This is a genomic window from Mycobacterium sp. BMJ-28 (assembly GCF_054404835.1).
This window is the reverse complement of sequence record NZ_CM136783.1, coordinates 1,789,013-1,811,462: the sequence shown is the minus strand read 5'-3', so window position 1 is coordinate 1,811,462 and position 22,450 is coordinate 1,789,013. Positions and strand designations below refer to the sequence as shown.

Annotated in this window: 25 protein-coding genes; 7 read left to right on the top strand and 18 right to left on the bottom strand. The window is 66.4% G+C overall.

The annotated features are described in order from the left end of the window. Nucleotide 1 precedes the first annotated feature (1 nt). Nucleotides 2-1,210, bottom strand: a complete 1,209-nt coding sequence (locus ACXPWS_RS09055; RefSeq protein WP_458713469.1) for a low temperature requirement protein A — start codon at nucleotides 1,208-1,210, stop codon at nucleotides 2-4. A 70-nt stretch (nucleotides 1,211-1,280) separates the two neighbouring features. On the opposite strand from ACXPWS_RS09055, the gene ACXPWS_RS09050 reads away from it, so the two are divergent. Then, complete coding sequence (locus ACXPWS_RS09050) at nucleotides 1,281-1,994, top strand: IspD/TarI family cytidylyltransferase (protein ID WP_458712120.1); 714 nt, start codon at nucleotides 1,281-1,283, stop codon at nucleotides 1,992-1,994. Here ACXPWS_RS09050 and ACXPWS_RS09045 read toward each other — a convergent pair. Genes ACXPWS_RS09045 through ACXPWS_RS09025 form a run of 5 tightly spaced genes read right to left on the bottom strand, consistent with a single transcriptional unit; the run spans nucleotide 1,978 to nucleotide 7,881 of the window. After that, nucleotides 1,978-2,559: a 2-C-methyl-D-erythritol 4-phosphate cytidylyltransferase gene (locus ACXPWS_RS09045; RefSeq protein WP_458712119.1), complete on the bottom strand. Its 582-nt coding sequence runs from the start codon at nucleotides 2,557-2,559 to the stop codon at nucleotides 1,978-1,980. The genes ACXPWS_RS09050 and ACXPWS_RS09045 overlap by 17 nt on opposite strands. A gap of 6 nt (nucleotides 2,560-2,565) precedes the next feature. Beyond that, complete coding sequence (locus ACXPWS_RS09040) at nucleotides 2,566-3,579, bottom strand: patatin-like phospholipase family protein (protein ID WP_458712118.1); 1,014 nt, start codon at nucleotides 3,577-3,579, stop codon at nucleotides 2,566-2,568. Nucleotides 3,580-3,601: 22 nt separating this feature from the next. Next, nucleotides 3,602-5,038, bottom strand: coding sequence for a FadD3 family acyl-CoA ligase (locus tag ACXPWS_RS09035; protein WP_458713468.1), 1,437 nt, complete (start codon nucleotides 5,036-5,038; stop codon nucleotides 3,602-3,604). 32 nt (nucleotides 5,039-5,070) lie between these two features. Beyond that, nucleotides 5,071-6,261 (bottom strand): amidohydrolase family protein, encoded by a 1,191-nt coding sequence (locus ACXPWS_RS09030; protein ID WP_458712117.1) that lies wholly within the window; start codon nucleotides 6,259-6,261, stop codon nucleotides 5,071-5,073. A gap of 60 nt (nucleotides 6,262-6,321) precedes the next feature. Continuing rightward, nucleotides 6,322-7,881 carry an AMP-binding protein gene (locus tag ACXPWS_RS09025; RefSeq protein ID WP_458712116.1) on the bottom strand — a complete coding sequence of 520 codons (1,560 nt, stop codon included), beginning with the start codon at nucleotides 7,879-7,881 and terminating at the stop codon, nucleotides 6,322-6,324. Between the two features lie 58 nt (nucleotides 7,882-7,939). Between ACXPWS_RS09025 and ACXPWS_RS09020 the strand changes: the two genes are divergently transcribed. After that, nucleotides 7,940-8,656 carry an enoyl-CoA hydratase/isomerase family protein gene (locus tag ACXPWS_RS09020; protein ID WP_458712115.1) on the top strand — a complete coding sequence of 239 codons (717 nt, stop codon included), beginning with the start codon at nucleotides 7,940-7,942 and terminating at the stop codon, nucleotides 8,654-8,656. 78 nt (nucleotides 8,657-8,734) lie between these two features. Here the strand turns inward: ACXPWS_RS09020 and ACXPWS_RS09015 are convergent, their stop codons facing one another. The 6 genes from ACXPWS_RS09015 to ACXPWS_RS08990 form a co-directional block, all read right to left on the bottom strand. Further along, on the bottom strand, nucleotides 8,735-9,259 hold the full coding sequence (locus ACXPWS_RS09015) for a VOC family protein (RefSeq protein ID WP_458713467.1): 525 nt from the start codon (nucleotides 9,257-9,259) through the stop codon (nucleotides 8,735-8,737). A 7-nt stretch (nucleotides 9,260-9,266) separates the two neighbouring features. Further along, a complete protein-coding gene (locus ACXPWS_RS09010; RefSeq protein ID WP_458712114.1) occupies nucleotides 9,267-9,527 on the bottom strand; it encodes a cytochrome C oxidase subunit IV family protein in 261 nt (86 codons plus the stop codon). A gap of 1 nt (nucleotide 9,528) precedes the next feature. Beyond that, nucleotides 9,529-10,098, bottom strand: coding sequence for a cytochrome c oxidase subunit 3 (locus ACXPWS_RS09005; protein WP_458712113.1), 570 nt, complete (start codon nucleotides 10,096-10,098; stop codon nucleotides 9,529-9,531). Further along, entirely contained in the window at nucleotides 10,098-10,847 is a 750-nt protein-coding gene (locus ACXPWS_RS09000) for a hypothetical protein (protein WP_458712112.1), read from the bottom strand. Before ACXPWS_RS09000 ends, ACXPWS_RS09005 begins: the two co-directional genes overlap by 1 nt. Then, the gene (locus ACXPWS_RS08995; protein WP_458712111.1) at nucleotides 10,844-11,542 is read right to left on the bottom strand and encodes a hypothetical protein; all 699 of its coding nucleotides are present in this window, start codon (nucleotides 11,540-11,542) and stop codon (nucleotides 10,844-10,846) included. The genes ACXPWS_RS09000 and ACXPWS_RS08995 overlap by 4 nt, the downstream gene beginning before the upstream one ends. 74 nt (nucleotides 11,543-11,616) lie before the next feature. Further along, nucleotides 11,617-12,288 carry a TetR/AcrR family transcriptional regulator gene (locus tag ACXPWS_RS08990; protein WP_458712110.1) on the bottom strand — a complete coding sequence of 224 codons (672 nt, stop codon included), beginning with the start codon at nucleotides 12,286-12,288 and terminating at the stop codon, nucleotides 11,617-11,619. A 169-nt stretch (nucleotides 12,289-12,457) separates the two neighbouring features. Between ACXPWS_RS08990 and ACXPWS_RS08985 the strand changes: the two genes are divergently transcribed. The 5 genes from ACXPWS_RS08985 to ACXPWS_RS08965 all read left to right on the top strand — a co-directional run bounded on the left by ACXPWS_RS08985 (nucleotide 12,458) and on the right by ACXPWS_RS08965 (nucleotide 16,593). Continuing rightward, complete coding sequence (locus tag ACXPWS_RS08985) at nucleotides 12,458-13,738, top strand: cytochrome P450 (RefSeq protein ID WP_458712109.1); 1,281 nt, start codon at nucleotides 12,458-12,460, stop codon at nucleotides 13,736-13,738. A gap of 79 nt (nucleotides 13,739-13,817) precedes the next feature. Next, nucleotides 13,818-14,429, top strand: coding sequence for a TetR/AcrR family transcriptional regulator (locus ACXPWS_RS08980; RefSeq protein ID WP_458712108.1), 612 nt, complete (start codon nucleotides 13,818-13,820; stop codon nucleotides 14,427-14,429). A gap of 110 nt (nucleotides 14,430-14,539) precedes the next feature. Further along, nucleotides 14,540-14,992, top strand: a complete 453-nt coding sequence (locus ACXPWS_RS08975; protein WP_458712107.1) for a hypothetical protein — start codon at nucleotides 14,540-14,542, stop codon at nucleotides 14,990-14,992. 174 nt (nucleotides 14,993-15,166) lie between these two features. Continuing rightward, on the top strand, nucleotides 15,167-15,964 hold the full coding sequence (locus ACXPWS_RS08970) for a VirB8/TrbF family protein (RefSeq protein ID WP_458712106.1): 798 nt from the start codon (nucleotides 15,167-15,169) through the stop codon (nucleotides 15,962-15,964). Continuing rightward, nucleotides 15,961-16,593, top strand: a complete 633-nt coding sequence (locus ACXPWS_RS08965) for a hypothetical protein (protein ID WP_458712105.1) — start codon at nucleotides 15,961-15,963, stop codon at nucleotides 16,591-16,593. Before ACXPWS_RS08970 ends, ACXPWS_RS08965 begins: the two co-directional genes overlap by 4 nt. Nucleotides 16,594-16,602: 9 nt before the next feature. Here ACXPWS_RS08965 and ACXPWS_RS08960 read toward each other — a convergent pair whose 3' ends face one another. From ACXPWS_RS08960 to ACXPWS_RS08935, 6 genes are read right to left on the bottom strand one after another with little or no spacing between them, the layout of a single operon-like run. Beyond that, on the bottom strand, nucleotides 16,603-17,067 hold the full coding sequence (locus ACXPWS_RS08960; protein ID WP_458712104.1) for a hypothetical protein: 465 nt from the start codon (nucleotides 17,065-17,067) through the stop codon (nucleotides 16,603-16,605). Further along, nucleotides 17,067-17,468, bottom strand: a complete 402-nt coding sequence (locus tag ACXPWS_RS08955) for a hypothetical protein (protein ID WP_458712103.1) — start codon at nucleotides 17,466-17,468, stop codon at nucleotides 17,067-17,069. Before ACXPWS_RS08955 ends, ACXPWS_RS08960 begins: the two co-directional genes overlap by 1 nt. 9 nt (nucleotides 17,469-17,477) lie before the next feature. Next, nucleotides 17,478-17,978, bottom strand: coding sequence for an Rv2253/PknI dimerization domain-containing protein (locus ACXPWS_RS08950; RefSeq protein WP_458712102.1), 501 nt, complete (start codon nucleotides 17,976-17,978; stop codon nucleotides 17,478-17,480). A gap of 31 nt (nucleotides 17,979-18,009) precedes the next feature. Beyond that, entirely contained in the window at nucleotides 18,010-19,674 is a 1,665-nt protein-coding gene (locus ACXPWS_RS08945; RefSeq protein WP_458712101.1) for an MCE family protein, read from the bottom strand. Further along, complete coding sequence (locus tag ACXPWS_RS08940; RefSeq protein ID WP_458712100.1) at nucleotides 19,675-20,988, bottom strand: MCE family protein; 1,314 nt, start codon at nucleotides 20,986-20,988, stop codon at nucleotides 19,675-19,677. Beyond that, entirely contained in the window at nucleotides 20,985-22,439 is a 1,455-nt protein-coding gene (locus ACXPWS_RS08935) for an MCE family protein (protein ID WP_458712099.1), read from the bottom strand. The genes ACXPWS_RS08940 and ACXPWS_RS08935 overlap by 4 nt, the downstream gene beginning before the upstream one ends. Nucleotides 22,440-22,450 lie beyond the last annotated feature (11 nt).

Below are 22,450 nucleotides of genomic sequence, written 5' to 3'. Positions count from 1 at the left end.
GTCACGCCACCAGACGGCGAGCCAGCGCGTCGGCCATGTGCCGGTGACCGACCACCTCGAAACCGATCACCGAGACCAGCGGCGCGGCGGTGGCGACCAGTAGGCACACCGCCATCGACACTCCCGACAGCGCCAGCAGGACCGCAACCACCAGCACCCCAGCGGTCAGCACCAGCAGCACCAGATGGAACACATCGATCTGGCGCACCATCAGCGAATAGATCAGGAACACCAGGCAGACGAACATGCCGACCGGGATCACCACCGACAGCACGGTGCCCACCGATCCCAATCCGGAATGCCCCTCCAAGAAGTAGGCGGCGACGTGCAGGCCCGCCCCGGTCGCGACGATCGACCCGAACAAGAAGATGGGCAGGTAGCCGAACCAGAACGCCTCCTCCCGGTGGGCGTGCAGCAGATCGGCGGTCGGCACGGTGAAGTACACCCACCACATCCCGAACGTCAGCCCGACACCGGCGACGGTGACCAGGACCGCGTCGGTGGTCCAGCCCTGCTCGTTCACCACCGCCGACAACGTTGCCACCGTGCCGACGACACCCTCGCCGAGGGCGATGATGGCCATCAGGCCGTACCGCTCGGCGATGTGGTGCGCATGCCAGGGTGTGCCGCCAACCTGCCGCTCGGCCAGCACCGGCGCGGTCATCTCGAGCGCGATGAGCGCGCCGCACCAGACCAGGGTCACCGTCAGTGAGGTGTGCGTGAAGATCTGCACGATCCAGCCGATCTGCACCACGCTCACCGAGATCGCATAGGTCAGGCAGGCCCGCCGCCGCGCCGGGTCGCCGGCCGCCGCGCGCAGCCATTGCGCGACCAGGCCGACGCGCATCACCACGTATCCGGCGACCAGCACCGCGTTGTCGACGTGTTCGCCGTGCTCGATCGAGGCGAACAAGTCGGGGATCCCCAGTGTCAGGATCACCACCCCGACCATCTGCACCATGGTGGTCAGCCGGTACACCCAGTCGTCGGTGTCATAGGCCGAGGCGAACCAGGTGAAGTTGATCCAGGCCCAGCAGATCGCGAACGTCGCGAAGGAGAACGAGATCAACCCGGTGGAAACGTGGTTGGCCGTCAACGCATGCGCGAACTGCGAAGCCGCGGTGCCGAAGCCGACGACGAAGGTGAGGTCGAAGAGCAGCTCCAGCGGTGTGGCGACCCGGTGCCGCTCATGCGGGTCCCGCCCCGACATCACCTGCAGCCGGTGTGCGTTATCGCTCACGGCACCGTCCTTTCCCCGCGTGGCGCGCTAGCGTGGGCGGATGCCCACCCCCGTCACCCTAGGGTCCGCCGTCGGCGTCGTGCTTGCCGCAGGTATCGGATCGCGGGTAGGCGCCGACGGCAACAAGGCGTATCTGCGGCTGGCCGGGCGGTCGATGGTGGCCTGGTCGGTGCTCGCCGTCGCGGCCACCCCCGAGATCGACCGAACCGTGCTGGTGTACCGCAGAGGCGAACGCGATATCGCCGAAAGTACGGTGCGCCAAGATCTTCCGGACACCGTGGTCGAATACGTGGAGGGCGGCGACACCCGCCACGACTCCGAGTCCAACGTACTGCGGTACCTGGCCGGCGACATCGAATCCGGCGCCGTCGACGTGGTGCTGATCCACGACGCCGCCCGGCCGCTGGCCGCCCCGGAACTGATGCGCGCCGCGCTGATAACCGCGCGCACCTTCGGCGGTGCGGTGCCGGCAGTGCATGCCCACGGCGCGCTGCGGGCCGACACCCTGGCGGGCTTCAGCGACACCCTGGTGCGGGTGCAGACACCGCAGGCCTTCCGGGCGGCTCCGCTGCTGGCGGCCTACCGCAGCGCGGGCACCGAAGGGTTCGACGGCACCGACACCTCGTCGTGCGTCCAGCACTTCACCGACGTCGACGTGCGAGTGTTCCCGGGAGCGGCGGCCAATCTGAAGGTGACCTTCGGCCATGACGTCGCCCTGGCCGAACACCTGCTGCGCGTCAGCGACACGCGATGAGGGCCTCGATCAGCGGCACGTCGGCGGGCAGGTCGGCCAGGATCGCGTCGGGATCACCCTCGACGGTGACGGTACCGGCGCCCTGCACGGCGTCCAGGGCGACACCGTAGGGGTACTGCCCGGTCCGCAGGCCGGACCGGTCCACGGTGGTCAGGATGCGCCCCTGGGCGTCAACGGTTTTGACGGTATCGGTGACGGGCACGATCGGCACCACCTTGGCCGCTCCGCGCCCCAGTGCCGCCACCACCCTGCCGATCACCGCGGCCGACGTCAGCACCTGGCGGGGGTCTGCCACCAGCACATGCGAAATTCCTTGTCCGCGAAGTTCTTCCACGGCCGCAGCCACCGGGTCTCCGGCCGGGACGGAGAGGACGACGGCCGGGGTATCGGCCAGGCACCGTCGCACCTCGGCGGCCAGTGGCGCCACCGAGGCCACCACCACGCTGTGCAGGTCGGCCGCCAGCAGCGACTCGACCACCCGCAGTAGGGCCGGCCGGCCGGCGATGATGGCCAGCACTCCCGTCGGGGCGCCGTCGGGGACCGGCACGATCGCTGAAATCTTCACCGCGGGTCAGGGTATCGCGCTCGCCGAACGGAAGCGCAGCAGGTAGGCATCCCAATCCCAGCCGGCCAGGAATGCCTGCGCGGCGCGGTAGCCCTTGCCGTACAGCGCTTCCACTTGTGCATCGGTGATGTCGAAGTCCAGGAACCCGACCTCGGTCGAGTCGACCCGAATGGTGCGGGCACTGACCCAGGGCTGGTTGAGGTAGGCCTGATCCCGGCCCACCAGCACGGTGGTGATGACATCGTCGAGCAGGCGCGGCGGCCCCAGCCGGCGCAACAGTCCCCAGTCCGGAAGGACCTGGTCGATGCCGTCGGGCAGGTTGGGCAGCAGCGTGATCCCAAAGCTCGGCCACCGCGGCGCCGCGCCGTCGGTGCGGTCCAGCGAGTCGACCGGGAAGTTCGACAGCAGCCCGCCGTCCAGCAGGGTCGAGGTGCGCCCGGCGGCACTGGTCAGTTTGACCGGACGGAAATAGAACGGGATGGACATCGACGCGCGCACCGCGTCGGCCACGCTCTGCTCGTCGGGGTCGAGGCCGTACACCCGCCGGTAGTCCCAGGGCAGGCGCACCAGCTGCCCCGTGGTGACGTCGGCGACCGTCACGACGAGCTTGTACCGCCGTTCGGGTGGCAACTCGTCGTCGTCGACGGCCAGGTCACCGAAGGTGCGGACGCCCAGATTCTTGAGCTGGCTGCGCACCCAGTCCCTGGCGTAATCGCCCTTGTACATCCCGTCGCCGCGCAGCGCCGCCAATGAGCCGCCGACGAACGGCAGTCGCTGCAACGGGACCGGGTCCCGAAATTTGTGGTAATCCAATTGCAGCGCAAGGTCTTTGACCTCAGCGCCGGTGAGTTCCCGGGTTGGCTGGGCGCCGGCCGCCACGATGGCGCCGACGATCGAGCCCGCCGAGGTGCCCGACACCCGTTGCACGTCGTAGCCCGCGTCCAGGAGTGCCACCACGGCGCCGACCAGTCCGACACCCTTGACTCCCCCACCGGAGAGCACCAGATCGGCTGACGGCACGTCCCGACGATACCGCGATGGCTCAGACGCGGGCTTCGAGTTCGCTCTTCATCACCTTGCCGGAGGCATTGGTGGGCAGCGCCGCGAGGAACTCCACATACCGCGGCACCTTGTACCCGGCCATCCGCGCCCGGCTCCAGTCGATCAACTCGGCAGCACTGAGCCCCGTCGCTTCGCTCGCCCCGGCATGCAGCACCACGAATGCCTTGCCCACCTGACCCATCCGCTCATCCGGCACGCCGATCACCGCCACCTGGGCCACCGCGGGATGCTCCAGCAGAAAACCCTCGATCTCGGCCGGATAGGCGTTGAATCCGCCGACGATGAACATGTCCTTCTTGCGTCCGACGATCTTGAGCCGGCCGGACTCGGTGAACTCGCCCAGATCTCCGGTGTGCAACCAGCCGTCGGCATCGATCGCCTCGGCGGTGGCAACCGGGTCGTCGAGGTAGCCGCGCATCACGCTGTAGCCGCGCACCAGCACCTCCCCGTCCTGCGCGATGCGCACCTGCACACCCTCGCACGGCACGCCGGCGGTGGTGGCGACCTCTTCTGGGGTGTCGCCCGGCCGAGACAGCGTGACGTTGCCTGCCTCGGTCAGGCCGTAGCCGGTCATCAGACTCTGAAAGGGCAACTCGTCGCGGATCCGGCGGATGAGTTCGACGGGAATGTCTGCGGCCCCGGTCACCGCCGCGCGCAGCGTCGCCAGTTTCGACTTGTCGGCGACGCTGAGCAACGAGTGATACAGCGTCGGCGGCCCCGGCAGCATCGTGATGCGCTCGCGCTCAATCAGATCCACCACCGCGTCCAGGTCGAAGACGGCAACGGGCAGCATGGTCGCGCCGCGCAGGAAGGACGCGATGAGGCCGGCCTTCAGACCGAAGGTGTGGAAGTACGGGTTGATCATCAGGTAGCGATCGCCCCGGCGCAGATCTGCCAGCGTCGCCCATTCCTCATACATTCGAAGCGTCTGACGGTGCCCCATCATGGCGCCCTTGGGCCGTCCGGTGGTGCCCGAGGTGTAGATCACATCGGACACATCGTCGCCCGACAGATATCCCGCCGGCACCTCGAACGGCTCACCGCTGCCCAGGAAGTCCGACTTCAGGTCGATCAGCGGAACGCCGGGTAACGCGAATTCCTGTCCAAGGAAACCTTTTTGGACCAGGACAGCCTTGGCGCCACTGCGCGCCACCACATCTGCGGCCTCGTCGGCCTTGAAGCGGGTGTTGACCGGCACCAGCACACCGCCCGCGGTCATGATACCGAAGGCGGCGATGATCCACTCGGCGGAGTTCGGCGCCCACAGGGCCACCCGTTCGCCTTTCGCCACCCCGAATTCCGTGAAAGCCCCTGCGGCGACACGGATGCGGGCGGTGAGTTCGGCGAAGGACAGCCGCAGCGAACCGTCGGCGACCGCTTCGGCATCACCGAAGCGGTCGCCGGCCGCCAGGACCATCTCGGGAATGGTCCGCCACACGTCTGTAGGTGTCACGTAGTGATGAGACGACCCAAGTTGCCGCCCATGATCTTGGCCTGGTCCTCGACGGCCAGATGCTCGAGCGCGGTGATGTAGTGGGTCGGCTCGGCCAGGCCCTCGGGGTGCGGCCAGTCCGAACCGTAGAGCACCTGATCGACGCCGATCAGGTTGATCAGGTCGTCGATGCCCTCTTCGTAGAACGGGCTGACGTAGATGCGGTTCTTGATCTCTTCCATCGGGTTACCCAGGAAGGCCTCCGGTGCCTTCTTGTACACCTCGGCCATCGAGTCCAGCAGCGGGAACATCCACTTCGAACCGGCCTCGACGATCCCGACCTTCAGCTTCGGGTGCCGGAACAGCGCACCGTGGATCACCCAGGAGGCCACCGCATCCTGGATGGGGCGCCACTCGTTGAGGATCGACATGGCGTTGGTCTGGAACGGCAGCATCTCCTGCGCGCCGCCATCCCACTCCGAGGTGTAGCGGGAGTAGCCGCTGTCGCTGGAATGCATGCCGACGAAGACGTCGTGATGCACGCATCGCTCCCAGAACGGATCGAACTCGGGCAGCGCGAACGAGCGCGGCCCGCGGAAACCGGGCACCGGTGCCGGGCGGATCAGGATGGCGCGGGCACCGCGCTTGACCGCCCACTCCAGTTCCTCGATCGCCTTCTCGACGATGGGCAGGGTGATCACCGGCGTGGTGAAGATCCGGCCCTGGTAGTTGAAGCCCCACACCTCGTGCAGCCATTCGTTCAGCGCGTGGATGATGACGTGGATGGCGACCGGGTCATCGGACAGCCGCTCCTCGATGAGGCTGGCCAAGGTCGGGAACATCAGCGAGCGGTCCAGGCCCAGCTCGTCCATCACCTTGATGCGGGGCTCGGGCTCGAAGAAGGCCGGGATGGCTTTCATCGGCTCACCGAACAGCTCGCGCTTGCTCTTGCCGTCGGGGTTGCCGTACTTGAAGTACTCCTCCCACGCACCGGGCTTGGCGACCACCGAGAAGGTGGGGTTGGGGATGTAGTTGCTGATATGCCCCTTGAGCGCGATCTTGGTCCGACCGTTGATCTCGACGTACTGGACGATGTCCTTGTATTCCTTGGGCAGGTACTTCGTCATCGCCTCGGGCGGCTCGTAGAGGTGGTTGTCCGCATCGAAAAGCGGAAACGGAACGTCGACGCGATGCGACAGCTGACCCATGAGATGCTCCTTTTCGGTTCGTGAGAATCATATTCTCACGAACGTGATGTCGCAATGCCCTCAGGTCGCGGTAACCGCCGAATCGGCCACGGCCTGCCGGATCCGGAACTTCTGCACCTTGCCGCTCGCGGTGCGCGGATAGTCCTGACCGTCGGGAACCTGGTGCAATTCCTCCGGCCATTTCTGCCGGGCCGCACCCGCCCGCCCGAAATGATCCCTGACCTGGTCCAGCGTCGGCATCGGGTGGCCACTGCGAACCCGCAGCACGGCCGCCACCCGCTCGCCGAGCCTGGCGTCGGGGGCGCCCACCACTGCCGCCTCGGCGATCTGCGGCATGCTCAGCAGCACCTCCTCGACCTCAAGGGCGCTGATGTTCTCCCCACCCCGGATGATCAGGTCCGCGGTGCGGTCGGTGATGGTGAGGTAACCATCCTCATCCAGCACGCCGATGTCACCGGTGCGGTACCAGCCGTCGGCGTCGAAGTGTTTCGCGGTCAGCTCGTCGTCGGTGTAGCCCAGACACAGGTCCGGACCCCTGCTGAAGATCTCGCCGTCGGGCGCCAGCCGGATCTCTACGCCGGGGCGGACATTGCCGTCGGTGAACAGCCTCTTGTCCTCCGGCGCGGTGGCTCCGGAGCCGGTGATCGACGGATGTTCGGTGCTGCCGTAGGAGCGGTAGACGAACAGGCCCTGGTCGGCCAGCCGCCGGGTAACGGCCGCCGGCACGGTCGAGCCGCCCAGCCCGACCGTGGTGAACTTCTTGAGATGCTCCTCGGTGAACCGCGGGTGGTCCATCAAGCTGGTGACGAAGTAGGGCGGACCGCCACCGATGGACAGGCCCTCACGCTCGATCAGGTCCAGCACCATGCCTGGATCCCATACGTCGCACAAATCGATCGGCGCACCCTCCAGCACTGGGATGAGGAAGGCACCGATCATGCCGATGAAATGGCCGACGGGGGTGGCGGTGAGCTGGCGACCGCGGTCGGGCGGATAGTTGTCCAGCAGCTGGCGGGTCTCGAAGCCCAGCGTTTGATGGCTGTGCACGACCCCCTTGGGGTCCTTGGTGGTGCCGGAGGTGAAGGCGATCAGCGCGCGTGCCGCCGGGTCCGCGGCCAGGGTTCCCGACAGCGGTTCGTCGGCCAACAGTTCGTCGAATGAACTCTGCCCGACCAGCCCGACGATGGGGATGTCGGTGCACAGATCGGGCGCGAAGGTCATCCGGCCGAACCGCTCGGTGGACAGGAAGACCTTCGGCTGGGCGGTGGCAATGATGTGGCCGAGTTCCCTGCGCCCGTAGAAGTGCACGATCGGCACGGTGACCGCACCGAGGAACGCCGACGCCCAGAACGCGACGGCGGCTTCCATCCAGTTCGGCAGTTGCATGGCCACCACATCGCCGGGGCCGACGCCGCGGTCGGCCAGCCCGGCGGCCAGCCGTCGGGCCTGCAGTTCGACGTCACCGAACGTGCCGCGGTAGGGCCGGACCTCGGAATGTACGAAGAACCCGGCGTCCGGGTGTGCGGCCAGGCCGTCGGCCAGCATCTGACCGAGGGTCTCCGGCCGCCACCAACCTTGCGCCACGTACCGTTTGGTCAGGTCAGCAGGGATGACGCGCACCTTGGTGATGCTATTCTCACTGCGCGAGAATGCCAATATCGAATCTGGAGAATGCTTGATGGTCGACCTCGAGATCGAGGACGGATTGGCGGTCGTCACGATCGACCGGCCGCACGCGCGAAACGCCATTTCGTTGGACACCATGAACGAACTTGCCGTCGCCCTCGACGGTGCCGAGGGAGCCAGCGCCCTTGTCATCACCGGTGGCGGCGACAAGGCGTTCGTCTCCGGTGGCGACCTCAAGGAACTGGCGGCGCTACGTACCGAGCTGGAAGCCGCCGAGATGGCCTGGCGCATGCGGACCATCTGCGACCGTATCGCCGGTTTCCCGGGCCCGGTGGTGGCCGCGCTGAACGGTCACGCCCTCGGTGGTGGCGCCGAATTCGCCGTTGCCGCCGATATCCGGATCGCCGCCGACGACATCAAGATCGGCTTCAACCAGGTGTCCCTGGCAATCATGCCCGCCTGGGGCGGGGCCGAGCGATTGGGCGCGCTGGTCGGCCGCAGTCGGGCGTTGCTCCTGGCCGGCACCGGCCGGGTGCTCACCGCCGCGGAGGCCTACCGGGTGGGCCTGCTCGACGAGGTGGTGCCGCGCGCCGAATTCGCCGCGCACTGGCGCACGACGGCCAAGCTGCTGGCCCGCCGTCCGGGCGGGGAGATCAAGCGTGTCATCAACGGCACCACCACCACGGATGCGGTCGCCGCCTTCGCCCGGCTGTGGGTGGCCGACGAACATTGGGACGCGGCGGACAAGGTGCTGAACAAGGGCAAGTAGCCCCCGCTGTCGCCGAGTGTCCGGTTGTGGCACACATTTTCGGACTCGGCGTGTCCCAACTGGCCATTCAGTCGCTGGTCAGCCCAATTCCCGAATCGGGTCGGTGCCATCCCAATCCAGTGCCGCCTGCCGCACGTGCGCGGCCATCCCAGCCGACGCCTCCGTGAGTTCCATGATCTCGACGATGGAAGCCCCGGTGGGCGGCTCGGCATAGGCGAAGCGCACTCCCCCGTCCTCACCTCCGGACCACACCACCGGCCAGCCGGCCACCCCGATCGCGGCCATGGTGGCATCGAAATCGTCCGTCCAGTAGGCCAGTTGGTGGAATCCGCCGGCCGGCCCGTGGGAATCGAGGAACTCGGTGAAGATGCTGGGGGTGTCGCCGTGCTGGGTGATGAGTTCGATCTGCAGGTCACCGCTGTTGGCAAGCGCCAGCGACAGCGTCACCTCGCAGGGGGCGCCGCGGTAGGTGACGCGCTGGGGCAAGGCGCGCATGACGATCCATGGACCTATTCCCAGCCGTACCCAATCTCGTAGCGCGGCATCGAGATCGGGAACCACATACCCTATTTGACGGATATTGCCGGGGAGCACAGGCGCCAGCCTAGCCTCACCACAGGTAGATCACCAGGACGGTACCCCAGAGCAGCGCCAGCCAGGCGTCGGTGGCCAGCCGCAACCAGGGCGGTGCGCTCCGCACTTCCATGAACTCGCGAATGATCAACCGGCACTTCAGGACACCGAGTGCGACGACGGCGACGGTGACGACCACGCTGGCGTGCACGGATTCATGGCCCAGCCACCATGACACCACGGTGACGGCGCACAGCAGCATCCAGACGTATGTGGTGCGGCCGGCAGCGATCAACATCTCACCTCAGCACGTAGACGAGCGCGAAGATGACGACCCACAGCAGGTCGACCATATGCCAGTAGGTCGCCCCGGTTTCGACGGTGGAGAGCTTGCCGATGCCTCGCCAGCTCACCCCGAGGAATACCAGCCCGAGTGCGACGTGGAAAACGTGGATGCCGGTGAGCATGAAATAGAACATGAAGAAATCGTTGCTGGGAAAGGTGTTTCCCAGCAGAATCTCCGATGTCCACTCGTATGCCTTCACCGCCAGGAACAGCACCCCGCACAGCCCGCACCACAGCGTGAGCCGACGGGCCCGGTCGGATTCACCGCTGCGCACGGCCAGCACGCTGCGCGCAGCGAACCACGAACTTGTCAGCAGCACAAGGGTGTTCACCACGCCTACGGTGAGATTCAGATGCTGCTGCGAGGACAGGAACAACTCCGGCTGCTGCGCTCGGTAGACCATGAAGATGATGAAGTAGCCGGAGAAGATCACCAGGTCGCCCAGGACGAACACCCAGATGTCTTTGTCGGCAGGCAGGTAGGGGGCGCGCGTGCCGGCCGGAGCGGTCTGCGTGTCGGCCATCAGTCCTGCACCCGCTCGCCGGCTTCTTGGGTCTTGATCGCGGTGTAGAGCAACCGGATGATGCACACCTCCCACACCACGAACACCGCGGTGCCCATCCAGAAGCTGATCGAGCCGTTCCAGGCCAGCGGGCCCGCCTTGAAGACGAACACCGGCCCCGCCAGGATCTCGGTGACGATCATCCAGATGCACATGTACCCGAACCACTTCGGGAAGATCGCGTTGCGGTCGAGGAAGATCGCCAGCGCCAGCACCATGTTCTGGGTGGCAAAGCAGCCCAGCGAGCCGACGAACGACAGCAACGCGAGGTCGTAGAGCATCATCAGGATCTGCGGGTCCCGGTCGGGCCGGAACGCGGCGACCAGGAAGGTGAATGCCGGGATCAGGCAGCCCGGTACCGCGCCGACGACCAGCGCGGCGATATAGGCGTAGGCGAAGACGGGGGCCACCGACATCCGTTTGATCTGGTACGCGATCAGCCCGTTGGCCACTCCGGTGAACCCGATCAGAAACATCAACAGTGCGAAGCCGATTCGGATGCTCAGTGAGTGGGCGTCGAAGAATGCGGCGATCTGGTCGGCCCCGACATCCGGGCGCGGTGGCGGCATCACCCGGGTCAGCACACAAAAGATGAGCCCGAACAGGTTGTAGAACACCGGAAGCGTCCACCAGCAGATCCACAGATCGATCTTGGGGCGTGCGGTCCATCCCGACGCCGGCTCCGGCGGGGCGGCCAGCGTCGCGCTCACGCGGTGACCGCCTGTTGTTGCCGTGCCAGTGCGCCCCGCACCGCGATGAACAGCGCCACCAGGTACACCGCGAACGCACCCCAGCGCAGCCAAAACGACACCGCGCCATCCCAGGCGAACGGCCCGGTGCGCACGATCGCCGCGCCCACGGCCGGCGTCATCGCCACTGCCACCGCGACACTCAGCCACGCCACCCATCGCCCGAACACCGGCTGCGGGCCGGCGTCCAGCCAGACAGCCAGCGCCAGAACCAGATTCGCCACCACGATCAGGCCGACCGGCGCGATGAAGATGAGCCAGGCGAAGTCGTTGAGCACCATGATCAGCTGCGGATCACGCTCCGGACGGAACGCCGCGACCAGCCAGAAGATGTCGGCTATGGCGAACATGGTGGCGCCGGTCGCGACGGCTGCCAGATAGCTGTAGGCCAGCACCGTGGTGGGAGTGGCCATGCGTTTGATCTGCAGCACGACCACCATGAAGAACGGCACCAGCATGATGGCGCACAGGTTCACCGTCACCATCGAGAACCGGATCGCGGGGGCGTTGTCCCGGTAGAAGGCAGCGACCTGTTCGGCACTCAGGTTCGGCGACATCGGCGGCCAGAATCCGGGAAACGCCGCGAGGGCAACCAGCAGGATGGCCCCGAAGACCGGGGTCAGCCACAAGCTGATGCGTTGCGCACTGTTGTTCATCTTCACATCTCCCACTAGCCGATCGGCTACTGGGTCACGCTAGCCGGTCGGCTAGCGACGGGTCAATGCTTGATTCACGCCCGACTGGGAGCCGGGACCACCTCGGGGACTCCGCCCTCGATGCGCAGCAGCTGGCCATCGGGCAGCGGAATCTCCAGCGGCAGTGGATCACCCTCCAGTTGGTGGAGCCAACGCTCCACGAACTGCAGCGTCTCCGCGTGCCCCGAGGACATGCCGAGCTCCTGCTCCATGACGAGCACCCGGGACAGACTGGTGGCGAACACCGTCCACACCACCGGCGGCACCTCGGAGGTGTCCACCCCGTAGCGATCCAGCGCGGCCGTGACCGCGGCACGCTGGTCGTCGCGGAAACGCTCGGCGAAGTAGCCGATCTCGGCGCGCAACGCCTTGCGATGATTCGCCAGCCCCATGAACTCCATCGTCAGCCGGGTCGCGGCGGGGTCCGTGCCGAACCGCCACAGCGCCCACAACGGCTGCGCGGTCTGCAGCGCCGCCGCCTGCACCGCCAGCCCCTGCTCGGCACGGCGGCGGAACACCGCCAGAAACAGGTCGTCCATGGTGCGGAAGTAGTAATGCACCAGCTGCGGCTTGAGGCCGGCCTTGTCGGCGACGCGCCGCGATGTGACGGCGGCATAACCTTCCGCGAGCATCAACGCCTCGGCGGCATCGAGCAGGACACCACGATTCTTGGCATCCGGTGCCCCGATCCTGCGCGACGTCGTCATGCTCTCCCCACTCTTGCCCGGCGTGCCCCGATGGTAGCGATCGACAGCCTTGTGATCTTGACCACGACTCTATCCCCATGCTAAGCAGGTGCACAGCACTTTGAGTCGCAACCACTTTGGACGAAGGCGCCGACAGCCCGATCCCGCACAGCCCTGGGAGCACCCGAATATGACGACCGACTACGCGACACTGGACTTCCTCACGGATCAGTCGCTGGTACCCAACCCGTACCCCTACTTCGACTACCTGCGTGAGCAGAACCCGGTGTTGCAGGTCCCGCCCTGGGGCGTTTACGCGGTGACGGGCTACGACGAGGCCGTCGCGGTCTACAAAAACACCGACGACTTCTCCAATGCGATCGCCGTCGGCGGACCGTTCCCGCCGCTGCCGTTCACCCCCGAGGGCGACGACATCTCCGAACAACTCGAGGCACACCGGCACCTGCTGCCGATGTTCGAGCACATGGTCACGATGGACCCGCCCGACCACACCAAGGCCCGCTCGGTGCTGAACCGGCTGCTGACCCCGCGCCGGCTCAAGGAAAACGAAGACTTCATGTGGCGGCTGGCCGACACCCAGCTCGACGAGTTCCTGGCGCACGGCCGATGCGAATTCCTCGCCGAGTACGCAAAGCCGTTCTCCCTGCTGGTGATTGCCGACCTGCTCGGGGTTCCCGAGGAGGATCACAAGGTGTTTCGCACCGTGCTCGGTGCTGACCGCCCCGGCGCCCGAGTCGGGTCTCTCGAGGGTGAGGTCGTCTCGGAGAACCCGCTGCAGTTCCTCGACGACCAGTTCGTTGCGTACCTGGAAGACCGGCGCGCCACCCCGCGTGACGACGTGCTCACTTCGCTGGCCACCGCGCTGTACCCGGATGGCTCGGTGCCCGAGGTGATCGACGTCGTCCGCTCGGCCACCTTCCTGTTCGCCGCCGGTCAGGAGACCACCACCAAGTTGCTCAGCGCGGCAATGCGGGTGCTGGCCGACAGCCCCGAGGTTCAGCAGAAGCTGCGCGACGACCGCAGCCTGATCCCGACGTTCATCGAGGAATCGCTGCGGCTGGAGAGCCCGGTCAAGTGCGATTTCCGGCTGGCTCGTCGGAAGACCGAGATCGGCGACGTCCAGATCCCGGCCGGCGCCATGGTGATGGTGCTGCCCGGCGCGGTCAACCGCGACCCGGACCGATTCGATGATCCGCACGAGTTCAAGCTGGACCGCAAGAACGTGCGCGAGCACATGGCCTTCGGCCGGGGTGTGCACTCCTGCCCCGGCGGACCGCTGGCCCGCGTCGAAGGCCGGGTGTCCATCGAACGACTGCTGGACCGGATGGGCGATATCGCGGTCGACGGCGACAAGCACGGCCCGGTCGGCGACCGCAACTACAACTACGAGCCGACGTTCGTGCTGCGCGGCCTGACCGAACTGGACATCACCTTCACCCCGCTGACCTGACCCCAGAGACCGACGGCATGGCTGCGCTCCGGCAGGAACGCAGCCATATCGTCGTTTTCGGGCCGGCGATAATGGCGGGGTGACATCCCCGAGCCCCACCAATCCCGACGCCGGTGCCACCCGGCGCCGGATTCTGGATGCCGCGCTGGAGCTGGCCGCCACCACCGGACTGCGCAAGTACTCCATGGAGCAGATCGCGCGGACCGCCAAAATCGGCCGGGCCACCCTCTACCTGTACTTCAACGGCCGGGAAGCGCTGATCTCGGCCCTGGTGGAAACCGAATTGACCCGCTATTTCGCCGGAATCCAGGCCGTCATCGACGACTACCAGGACACCGACGACCGGCTCGTGCACGGCTTCGCCGCCGCATACCGGCTGCTGCGCGACCATCCCGCGTTCCTGACCGTCTTGCGCGTCAATCCCGAACTGCTCACGCCATACCTGATCGCGGACAATTCGCGCGCGCTGGACCTCGCGCGCGGCTTCGTCTACTCCACGATCCGAGCCGGCGAACTGCCCGACGGGGTGCGCGCCCAGTTCGCCGAACACGTGGCGCGGACCATCCACTCGTTCATCCTCATCCCCGGCGGCGTGCTGGAACTCGACTCGGCCGACGGCCCCGAGGCGTACGCCCGGCGTTTCCTGCTGCCGGTGCGCACGGCCCTGGCTGCCGAAACTCCGCTCTCCTAGAGTGAGAACAGCGTTCTTCAAATGAGCGAAGCTGGGAATCGCGTTTCCACCTAATAGCGCCAGCAACCGTTCTATAGTCAGCCGGAGAATGCCTAGCCTGGAGGACGCCCATGAAGTCGGTCGTGATGGACGCCGGGACCCGCGTCGCAACCGTGGCCGCAGTAGTGGGCACCACGATGACGGCAACGCTCCTCGCGGCGGGGCCCGCGCACGCCGACGATCCGGTGTTGCTGCACCACGTCAAATACACGGTGGGCGCCAGCCAGCCGATCAACGCCGAGATCTACTACCGGGATACCCAGCCGCCCAACTTCGGTGAATACAGCCACAATCCCTACCAGTACAGCCCCAAGGCGGTGGCCGAACTGGGCCCCGGCAAACCCTGGGTTCTGGAGGCCACCTTGGCCGATCCGCAAGACTGGGCGATGGTCGTGGCCACCAAGAACGGTCACGATCCAGAACTCGCCGCACCCGGCTTCGTCTGCGAGCTTCGCGTTGATGACATAGTGGTCGCGACGGACTCGGGAACCAAAGGGGCGCTCTGCTCACTGCGCACGTGGTAGCACACCCCGCGATGGCGGGTTGCTGACACTGCGAGCGGAACGACGTTTCCGCTGGCAAATGCCTGTTAATCGCACCCGGCCGGGCAACTTCCGGCCCTCGGGTACCGTAGGAAAGATAATGCCATTCTCAAAACGAACGCCAGGCCCCAGGGTGCAGAACGGACAGGAGGTCGGATGCCGTCCCGCAAACCTGCCCTGCCCGACATCCCCGATGACGATGCCGGCATGAGCACACCGACCAACACCGACGCCGACGACTCCCTCGCTCTCGCCGAGGCGGAGGCCCGCGAGGCGGAGACCACCGCGGCCGCAGCCCGGGCCAAGGCGGAGGTGCTCCGGCTGCGCCGTGATGCCGAAAAGGCCAAAACGGAAGCCGAGGCTGCCGATACCGAGGACGACTCCGAGGACCACGTCGAGGACAGGACCGGGGACGGCGCCGAAACGGACGCCGATGAGGAGACAGTCGCCGTCAGGTCGGGCCGACTGGGCCGCGTGCTGCCCTGGACCGCCGCGGTGGTGACGGTACTGATCATCGGCGCCCTGATCGCGACCGGCACCTGGATCGTCATCCAGCACCGCGGAGTCCAGGCCCACCAGCAACGGACCTCCGAGTTCGAGGCCGCGGCGCGGCAGGGCGTGGTGACATTGATGTCGCTGGACTACAACAAGGTCGACGACAACGTGAAGGCCATCGTGGACAATTCCACCGGCGAGTTCAAGAAGGACTTCGAGAGCGCCGCCGACGACTTCAAGAAGACGGCCCGCGATTCCAAGGCGGTCACCGAGGCCATGGTCAGCTCAGCTGCGGTGGAAACCTCTACCGACAGCGATGCCGTCGTACTGGTGGCCGCCACCACCAAGGTCACCAATGCCGCCGGCGCCAGACAGGACCCGCGCAACTGGCGCCTGTCGGTCAATCTCGTCCGTGAGGGCGATCAGATCAAACTTTCGAAAGTCGAGTTCGTGCCGTGACCGCAGACGATAAAGACACCACCGAGTCCGAGGCGGTCGAGCGCTCCGAGAACAGTGCCGAGCACGACACCCAGGACGTCCCGGAGCCCGAAAAGGACCGCGGTGCAACGGAAGCGGTCGTCGCCGCGGCGCCACGGCGCGGCACCCCCAAATGGCTGGCGGCAGCGGTCCTGGCGGTGCTGCTGGTCGCCTCGGCCGGGGCGACGACGTGGCTCTACTTCTATCAATACCGCCCGGATCAACTGGTGGACAACGACGCCCAGCAGGCGGTCCTCAAGGCCGCCAACGATGGCACGGTGGCGCTGCTGTCGTATTCACCGGACACGCTGGACAAGGACTTCACTACCGCCAAGGGTCACCTGACCGGTGACTTCCTCTCGTATTACACGAATTTCACCCAGCAGATCGTCACGCCGGCGGCCAAGCAGAAGGCCGTGAAGACCTCGGCCGCCGTCATCCGCAAGGGAATCGCCGAGATTCAATCGGATCGGGCCGTGGTGCTCGTCTTCCTCAACCAGGTGACGACCAGCAAGGAAAATCCCGACGGCTCTTACACCACCAGCGCGGTCAAGGTCGGCTTGGAGCGCCATGACGGCGCCTGGTTGATATCGGCCTTCGATCCGGTCTAGCGCACCCGTTCACATCCGCGTCAGCGCGAAAGTCCAGGTGTTCATCCCGGGCGGACCGTTGAAACAGCCCACGTCGAACCGTGATTCGACCACACCCGCCAGGGTGGTCGCGTCCCAGGTGTAGGTGTCTCGGGTGGGTAGCACCTGACCGAAGCAACGTAGCCCGTCCGGGACGTCCGTCGTGTAGGAGTACTGGCCGTTGACGAGGTTCGCGACGCCGCCGTAGTAGGCGCCGCGCTGCGGACTGGGCATTGCGGAGATCCGCACGCAGTTGATCTGGGCAGCCGCAGGGCCAGGGTGGCCTGGATCGCACGGGTAGGCCGCCCAGATCCAGGCGGCATCCGTCCATCGGTTGCTCAGCACGTTGTAGTTCCCGTACAGCATCGTCGCCTGCGCTGCCGGTGCCATGACGGTGGCCGCCACCGCCGGAGCCAACGCGGCAGCGAGTATGGATCTGTTCAACTGTCTCCCCATCACAAGTCACCACGCAGCCATAGGGCGGCACCGTCTTTGGGCACGCAGGTCAGGAAAAGACCATCGGGCGCCTGTGCCACCTCGCCGTCGTAGCCGGCGCAGTCGGTGTTCTCCACCTTGACGCCGTGCATCTCGGGTGATCGGAACCAGCGCGGCTCGTACCGGCGCGGCGATCCGCAGAACACCAGGCGGCCCCAATCCGTCACACCGAACACGTAGTAGGTGGCGTTGGAACAGTTCGCACCCAGCACCACGTGCGGTGCGATACCCGGTGTGCACGCCGGATAGTTGCAGGACTCCGGGGTGGGGTCCGCTACCGACGGCGCCGCGGCGATCACCGACGTACTTGCCAGAGCGAGAAGCAATCCCGGTACCGCCACCTTCACACGACGCAGCTTCATGGCGGTCTCCTACAGCTTCCGAAGGGTCAACGGAATGCTGATCACCAAGGGCGTGTTGATTCCACACGCACCGCTGATGCCGATGGTTCGGTCGTACCCCATCAACGTTGTGACGTCCAACCTCTCGATCTGCCCGTTGGCGTCGGCAGGCTGGAACTGGTAACGCTGCCGCCCCGGCGAAAAAGTGCCATCCGGGCAGGGTTCCCACTGTTCGTGATAGCGATCCAGGATCCACCGTGTGGTGCGGAATTCCACCGGTGCGCTCCAGCCCGCATCGCTGTTCACCGTTCCGGTGCAGGTGTGCGCATCGGCGCACGACGTCGAGAATGTCCAGATCTCACGAACCGGCACCTCATCCCGGTACTTCTCGTTGGTCTTGGCCCAGTCACCGTTCGAGGTCACCTCGTATGGGCCGTTGAGCTCGAACCCGAAGTCCGCGTGGGCATCCGGAGCCGAGATCAGGCACAGAGCCAAACCCGCGGCCGCAATACTCAGTCGGTTCGTCCGCATCGAATCTCCTCCCACTCGGCCTGGTGCCCGCTCACGTGGGCATCAGGTCTTTCCACGAGGTCGGCGCATGTGCACTGGTGACCAGGTTCGTCTGCTGCTCCAGTTGGCCACTGCCCGACATGTATTTGCCGGTGCGGGGGTCGTAGGGCACCACCGCGACCGACGGTCCGCCGGCGCCGCGGTCGGCATAGCCACTGGGCGCCGCGGGCACCGCGCCGTCGGCGGGCGGCCCCTCCACCGGTGGGATGGGCACACCGTTGAGCGAGTTGCCCGGTGGCGGCGGTGGCGGCGGCACGTAAGCGGGTGCCGGGGCCGCCGGCGCGCCGGGGGCCGGGGGCACTGAACCCGGGGCGTCCGGCGGTGTCCCGGAGGGCACCGCCCCCGGGGGCAACGGGGTGCCTTCGACCGGCGCGAAGATCCGGTCGCCGAAATCCACCCTGTCATCGGGTGGGACGCCCTGGGAGATCAGGTTCGGGTCGAACGGCAGCGGCCCCAGGACATGCTGTCGCTGCGCAAGCGGGATGAATCCCCTTGGATCGTCACACAATTGGACGGTCGGCGCGCGCTTACCCGGGTGCTCGATGCACGGGAAGTTCCGGGCACCGCGCACCGAGACCGGCGAGTCCTGTGGCAGCTTGCAGTACAGGTTGTCGGGCGTGTCGATCGTGGTGGTGTCCGCGGGCGAACGCCACGACGACGGCGGCAGAAAGCCGACGGTGCACGGCTGCGGGTCACCCAGGGTGAGGGTGAAGTCGCCCTGCGGCCACCCGGTGGCGTTGTTCTTGGGAAGACCGAAACTCTGCTGTGCCCCGATATAGCCCGGCAGCAACACCATCAACTGCTCGATCGACGGGTTGTACGCGAGCAGCACCTGACCGACCGTGTTCATGTTGGCCAGCAACAGCGGCAGCGTCGGCTTCAGGTCGTTGAGCAGGCCCGACACTTCCTGAGCGAAGCCCGGCCCGCGCTGCAGTACGGTGCGCAGCTGAGGATCGTTCGCCACGACCTGACCGGTGATACCGGCCAGGCTGTGCGCCCAGGTACGGATGGCGTCGGTGGTCTGCGCCTGCGAATCCAGCAGCGGCCCACTGTCGTCGATCAGCGTGCGCATCTGATCGGACACCCCGTTGGTTGCCGTGCTGATCTTGGTGGCCGAATCCATCAGGGACTGAAAGTCTTCACCGGCCCCGTTGAACGCTTTATATGTTTCGTCGAGGAGGTCGCTGATCCTGTCCTTGGGGATCGAGTCCACCAGTGCACTGACCTTGTCGAGCGTCGGCCCCACCGCCTGCGGCATGACCGCACGATCGCGCGGGATCACCGAGCCGTCCTGCAGATAGGGGCCGTTCCCGGAGTGCGGCCTCAGGTCGACGTACTGCTCACCGACGGCGGACACGCTGCGTACCTCGGCCTGCAGATCCGCCGGAACTTTGGGCGAACGATCCAGCGACAGGGTGGCCACGGCACCGTTGTCGGTCAGCGCCACGTCGGTGACTTTGCCGATCTGCACACCGTTATAGGTCACGTTCGAGAAGCGGTATACACCACCGGTTTCCGGCAATTCCAGCTTCACTGTCAGGCGTCCCACTCCCAGCAGCGTGGGCACCTGCATATACGTGAAGAGCATGACGGCAACGCCGACGACCGAGGCGATGGTGAAGATGATCAACTGGGTTCGGACGAATCTGGTCAGCATCTAGCCACCACTCCCCGGTGTCGGTGCGGCTTCCGGTGCAGGCGCGGGCGTGGGCGCAGAACTGCCGGCATACGGCCCTGCGAAGACGGGCCCGCCTGGGGTGGGCGGGGCGACCAGCGGCATCAGCGGTGGCGGCGCCACCGGCAGTATCGGCTCGTTCACGACCGGCATGGCACCGGGCGGCGGCGGAGCCGCATCGGGCGGCGGTGACAGCGGCATGCCCAACGGGTCGTAGCTGTAGTTCAGATACCACGGTTCACCAGGAGCGGGAACGAGTTTCGCGTTCTCGTCACCCCAGCGAGTTCCCAGGAACAGCGAACGCTTCAACCGAGGGTAGGAGAGGTCGAATATCGCGTACAGGTTCAGGTAGTCGCCCTTTACTGCGCGTTCGACGGCGTTGGGCCCGTACGGGAAGGCCGTCGCGTAGTACAGCGCGGAGGTGATGTCCGGCCCGATATCGGCGAGCGACCGGATGGCCGGTTCCAGGTGCTTGAGATCGGCCACGAGCTGATCACCGGCGTCGTTGACCAGTCCGGTCGCGGTATCGCTGAAGTTGCCCAATCTCTGCAGCGCCGCGGTGAAGTTCGGCCGCTCCTTGACCAGTACGTCGATGGCCGGCGGGATGTCGCGCAGCGCGCGTTCCAGCACCGGGGTCTGGTCGGCGAAGGTGTGTGCCACCCGGTTGAGCTGCTGGACGGATGCGACGATGTTGTCGCGCTGGTTGTCCAGCACTCCGACGAACCGGTCCAGCCGGGTGATCAGCTCACGGATCTCGGGTTCGCGGCCCGACATGGAGGTGCTGAAGTTGTGGATGATGTCGCCGACCTGGCCCAGCCCCCCGCCGTTGACCAGAACCGACAATGAGGACAACGTCTGCTCGGTGGACGGATAGGTTGACGAGGCATTCAGCGGGATTGTCGTCCCGCTGGCCAACCGGCCCGCGGGCTGCTCGCCGACGGGCGGATTGAGCGCCAGGTGCATGGAGCCCAGCAGGCTGGTCTGTCCGACCGACGCGACCGCGTTGCCTGGGATCACCACCCCCGGATTGACCCTGACCTCCACATCGGCGTGCCAGTTGTCGGCGGTCATCGTGCCGACACTGCCCACCACCACATCGTCGACCATGACCGGTGAATTCGATTCGAGGGTACCGATATTGGCGACCTCGACGTGGAAGATCTGCGCGTCGCTCTCGGTGCCCTTGACCCCGGGCAGAGCCAGCGAGTTCACTCCCTGGAACGCGCAGCCACTGGCGGTGAGCGCCACTGCACACCCAGCCACCAGGGCACGGTGGATCGTTGCGAGGCGGTTCATGGCGTCGGCGTCCCTTCGGCGGGCAACAGCGGTCCGGCGGCGGGATCCGGCCCCGGCCCCGGCGCAGGGCCGGGCGCAGGGCCGGCGGGAAGCATCAATCCGTTGAACGTCGTCGGACTCGGCGGCGGGGCACCCGGATACACCGCGGGCGACGGATTGGCCGGCATGGCGCCGTTCGGCAGGAACGCACTCGGCGGCCCCGGTGGCGCGTTCCATCCGGGCGGCGGCGCCACGTCACCGTTCAGTCCCGTGAATGCGGACACCGTAGGTGGTGTTTCCGGCGGGCTGACGGGCTGGGTCGTACTGCCCGGCAACATGTTCGGATCGGTGTACACCAACTCGTTCGGGCTGGGCGCCTTCGTCAGGTACGGGTTGATCGGGAACGGAACCCCGTTGAAATTGAGCAACCGCAGCGCAGGCCCGAGGTACTGAGAGCACAGCTTGGCGGTCTCCGGGGCGGTCGTGTTCTCCACCGCGCCGACCATCGAGCAGATCATCTGGACCGGGTTGCTGAAGTTCGCGAACGCGAACGATCCCACGGGCGTCCCACTGCTCGGGTTGTACATGTTGAACGTGTTCGCAATCGCGTTCGGAGTGACGTGCAGGATGTTGCGGATCGCATCCTTCTGTTCGGCCAGCACCTGGGTCACGTTGGCCAACCGCTGCACCTGCTCGGTGGTCTCCTTGCGACTGCCGGCCACGAAGCGTTGCACCTCGCCGACCGCCACGGACAGTTCGTTGAGCATGTCGTCCAGGCTGGACCGACTGTCATCCACCACGCTGGTCAAGGTGGCCAGCCGATCCTCGAACACCACGATCTGCTCGCTGCTCCCGCGTAGCGCAGTGACGAACGTCTGAAGGCCTTTGACGATATCGACGATGTCGCCGCTGCCATTGGCGAAAATCCTTGCCACCCCTGACAGTTGAGCCAGCATCTCCCGCAGCTTGGCGCCGTTGCCGTCCATGGCGTTGGCGGCGCTGTCGATGAACCGGGAAGCCGATGTCCCCGACACCCCACTCTGAGGCCCGAGTTCGGTTGCCAGCCGGTTCAATTGGGTCTTGACATCATCCCACTCCACCGGGATGGCGGTCCGGTCCCTGGGGATCACCGCACCATCGGGCATCGTGGGCCCACCACCGCCGCGATAGGCGGGTGTCAACTGTACGAAACGGGCCGCGACAAGGTTCGGAGCCACGATGATGGCCTTGGCATCGACCGGAACCTGGATGCCGTGATCCACCCGCAGGGTCAGTTTCGCCTGATCGCCCTGCGGCTCGATGGTCGTGATCTTACCGACCTTCACCCCGGCAACTCGTACTTCGTCGCCCGGGTAGATCGCCGTCGCGCTCGGGAACACCGCGGTGATGGTGGTGGGCTTGAACACCGTTTGGCGGGCCAGGAATACGGCGCCGGCAACCAGTGCCACCGCCACCGCGGCGACGCCGAGCATTGTCAGAGGTT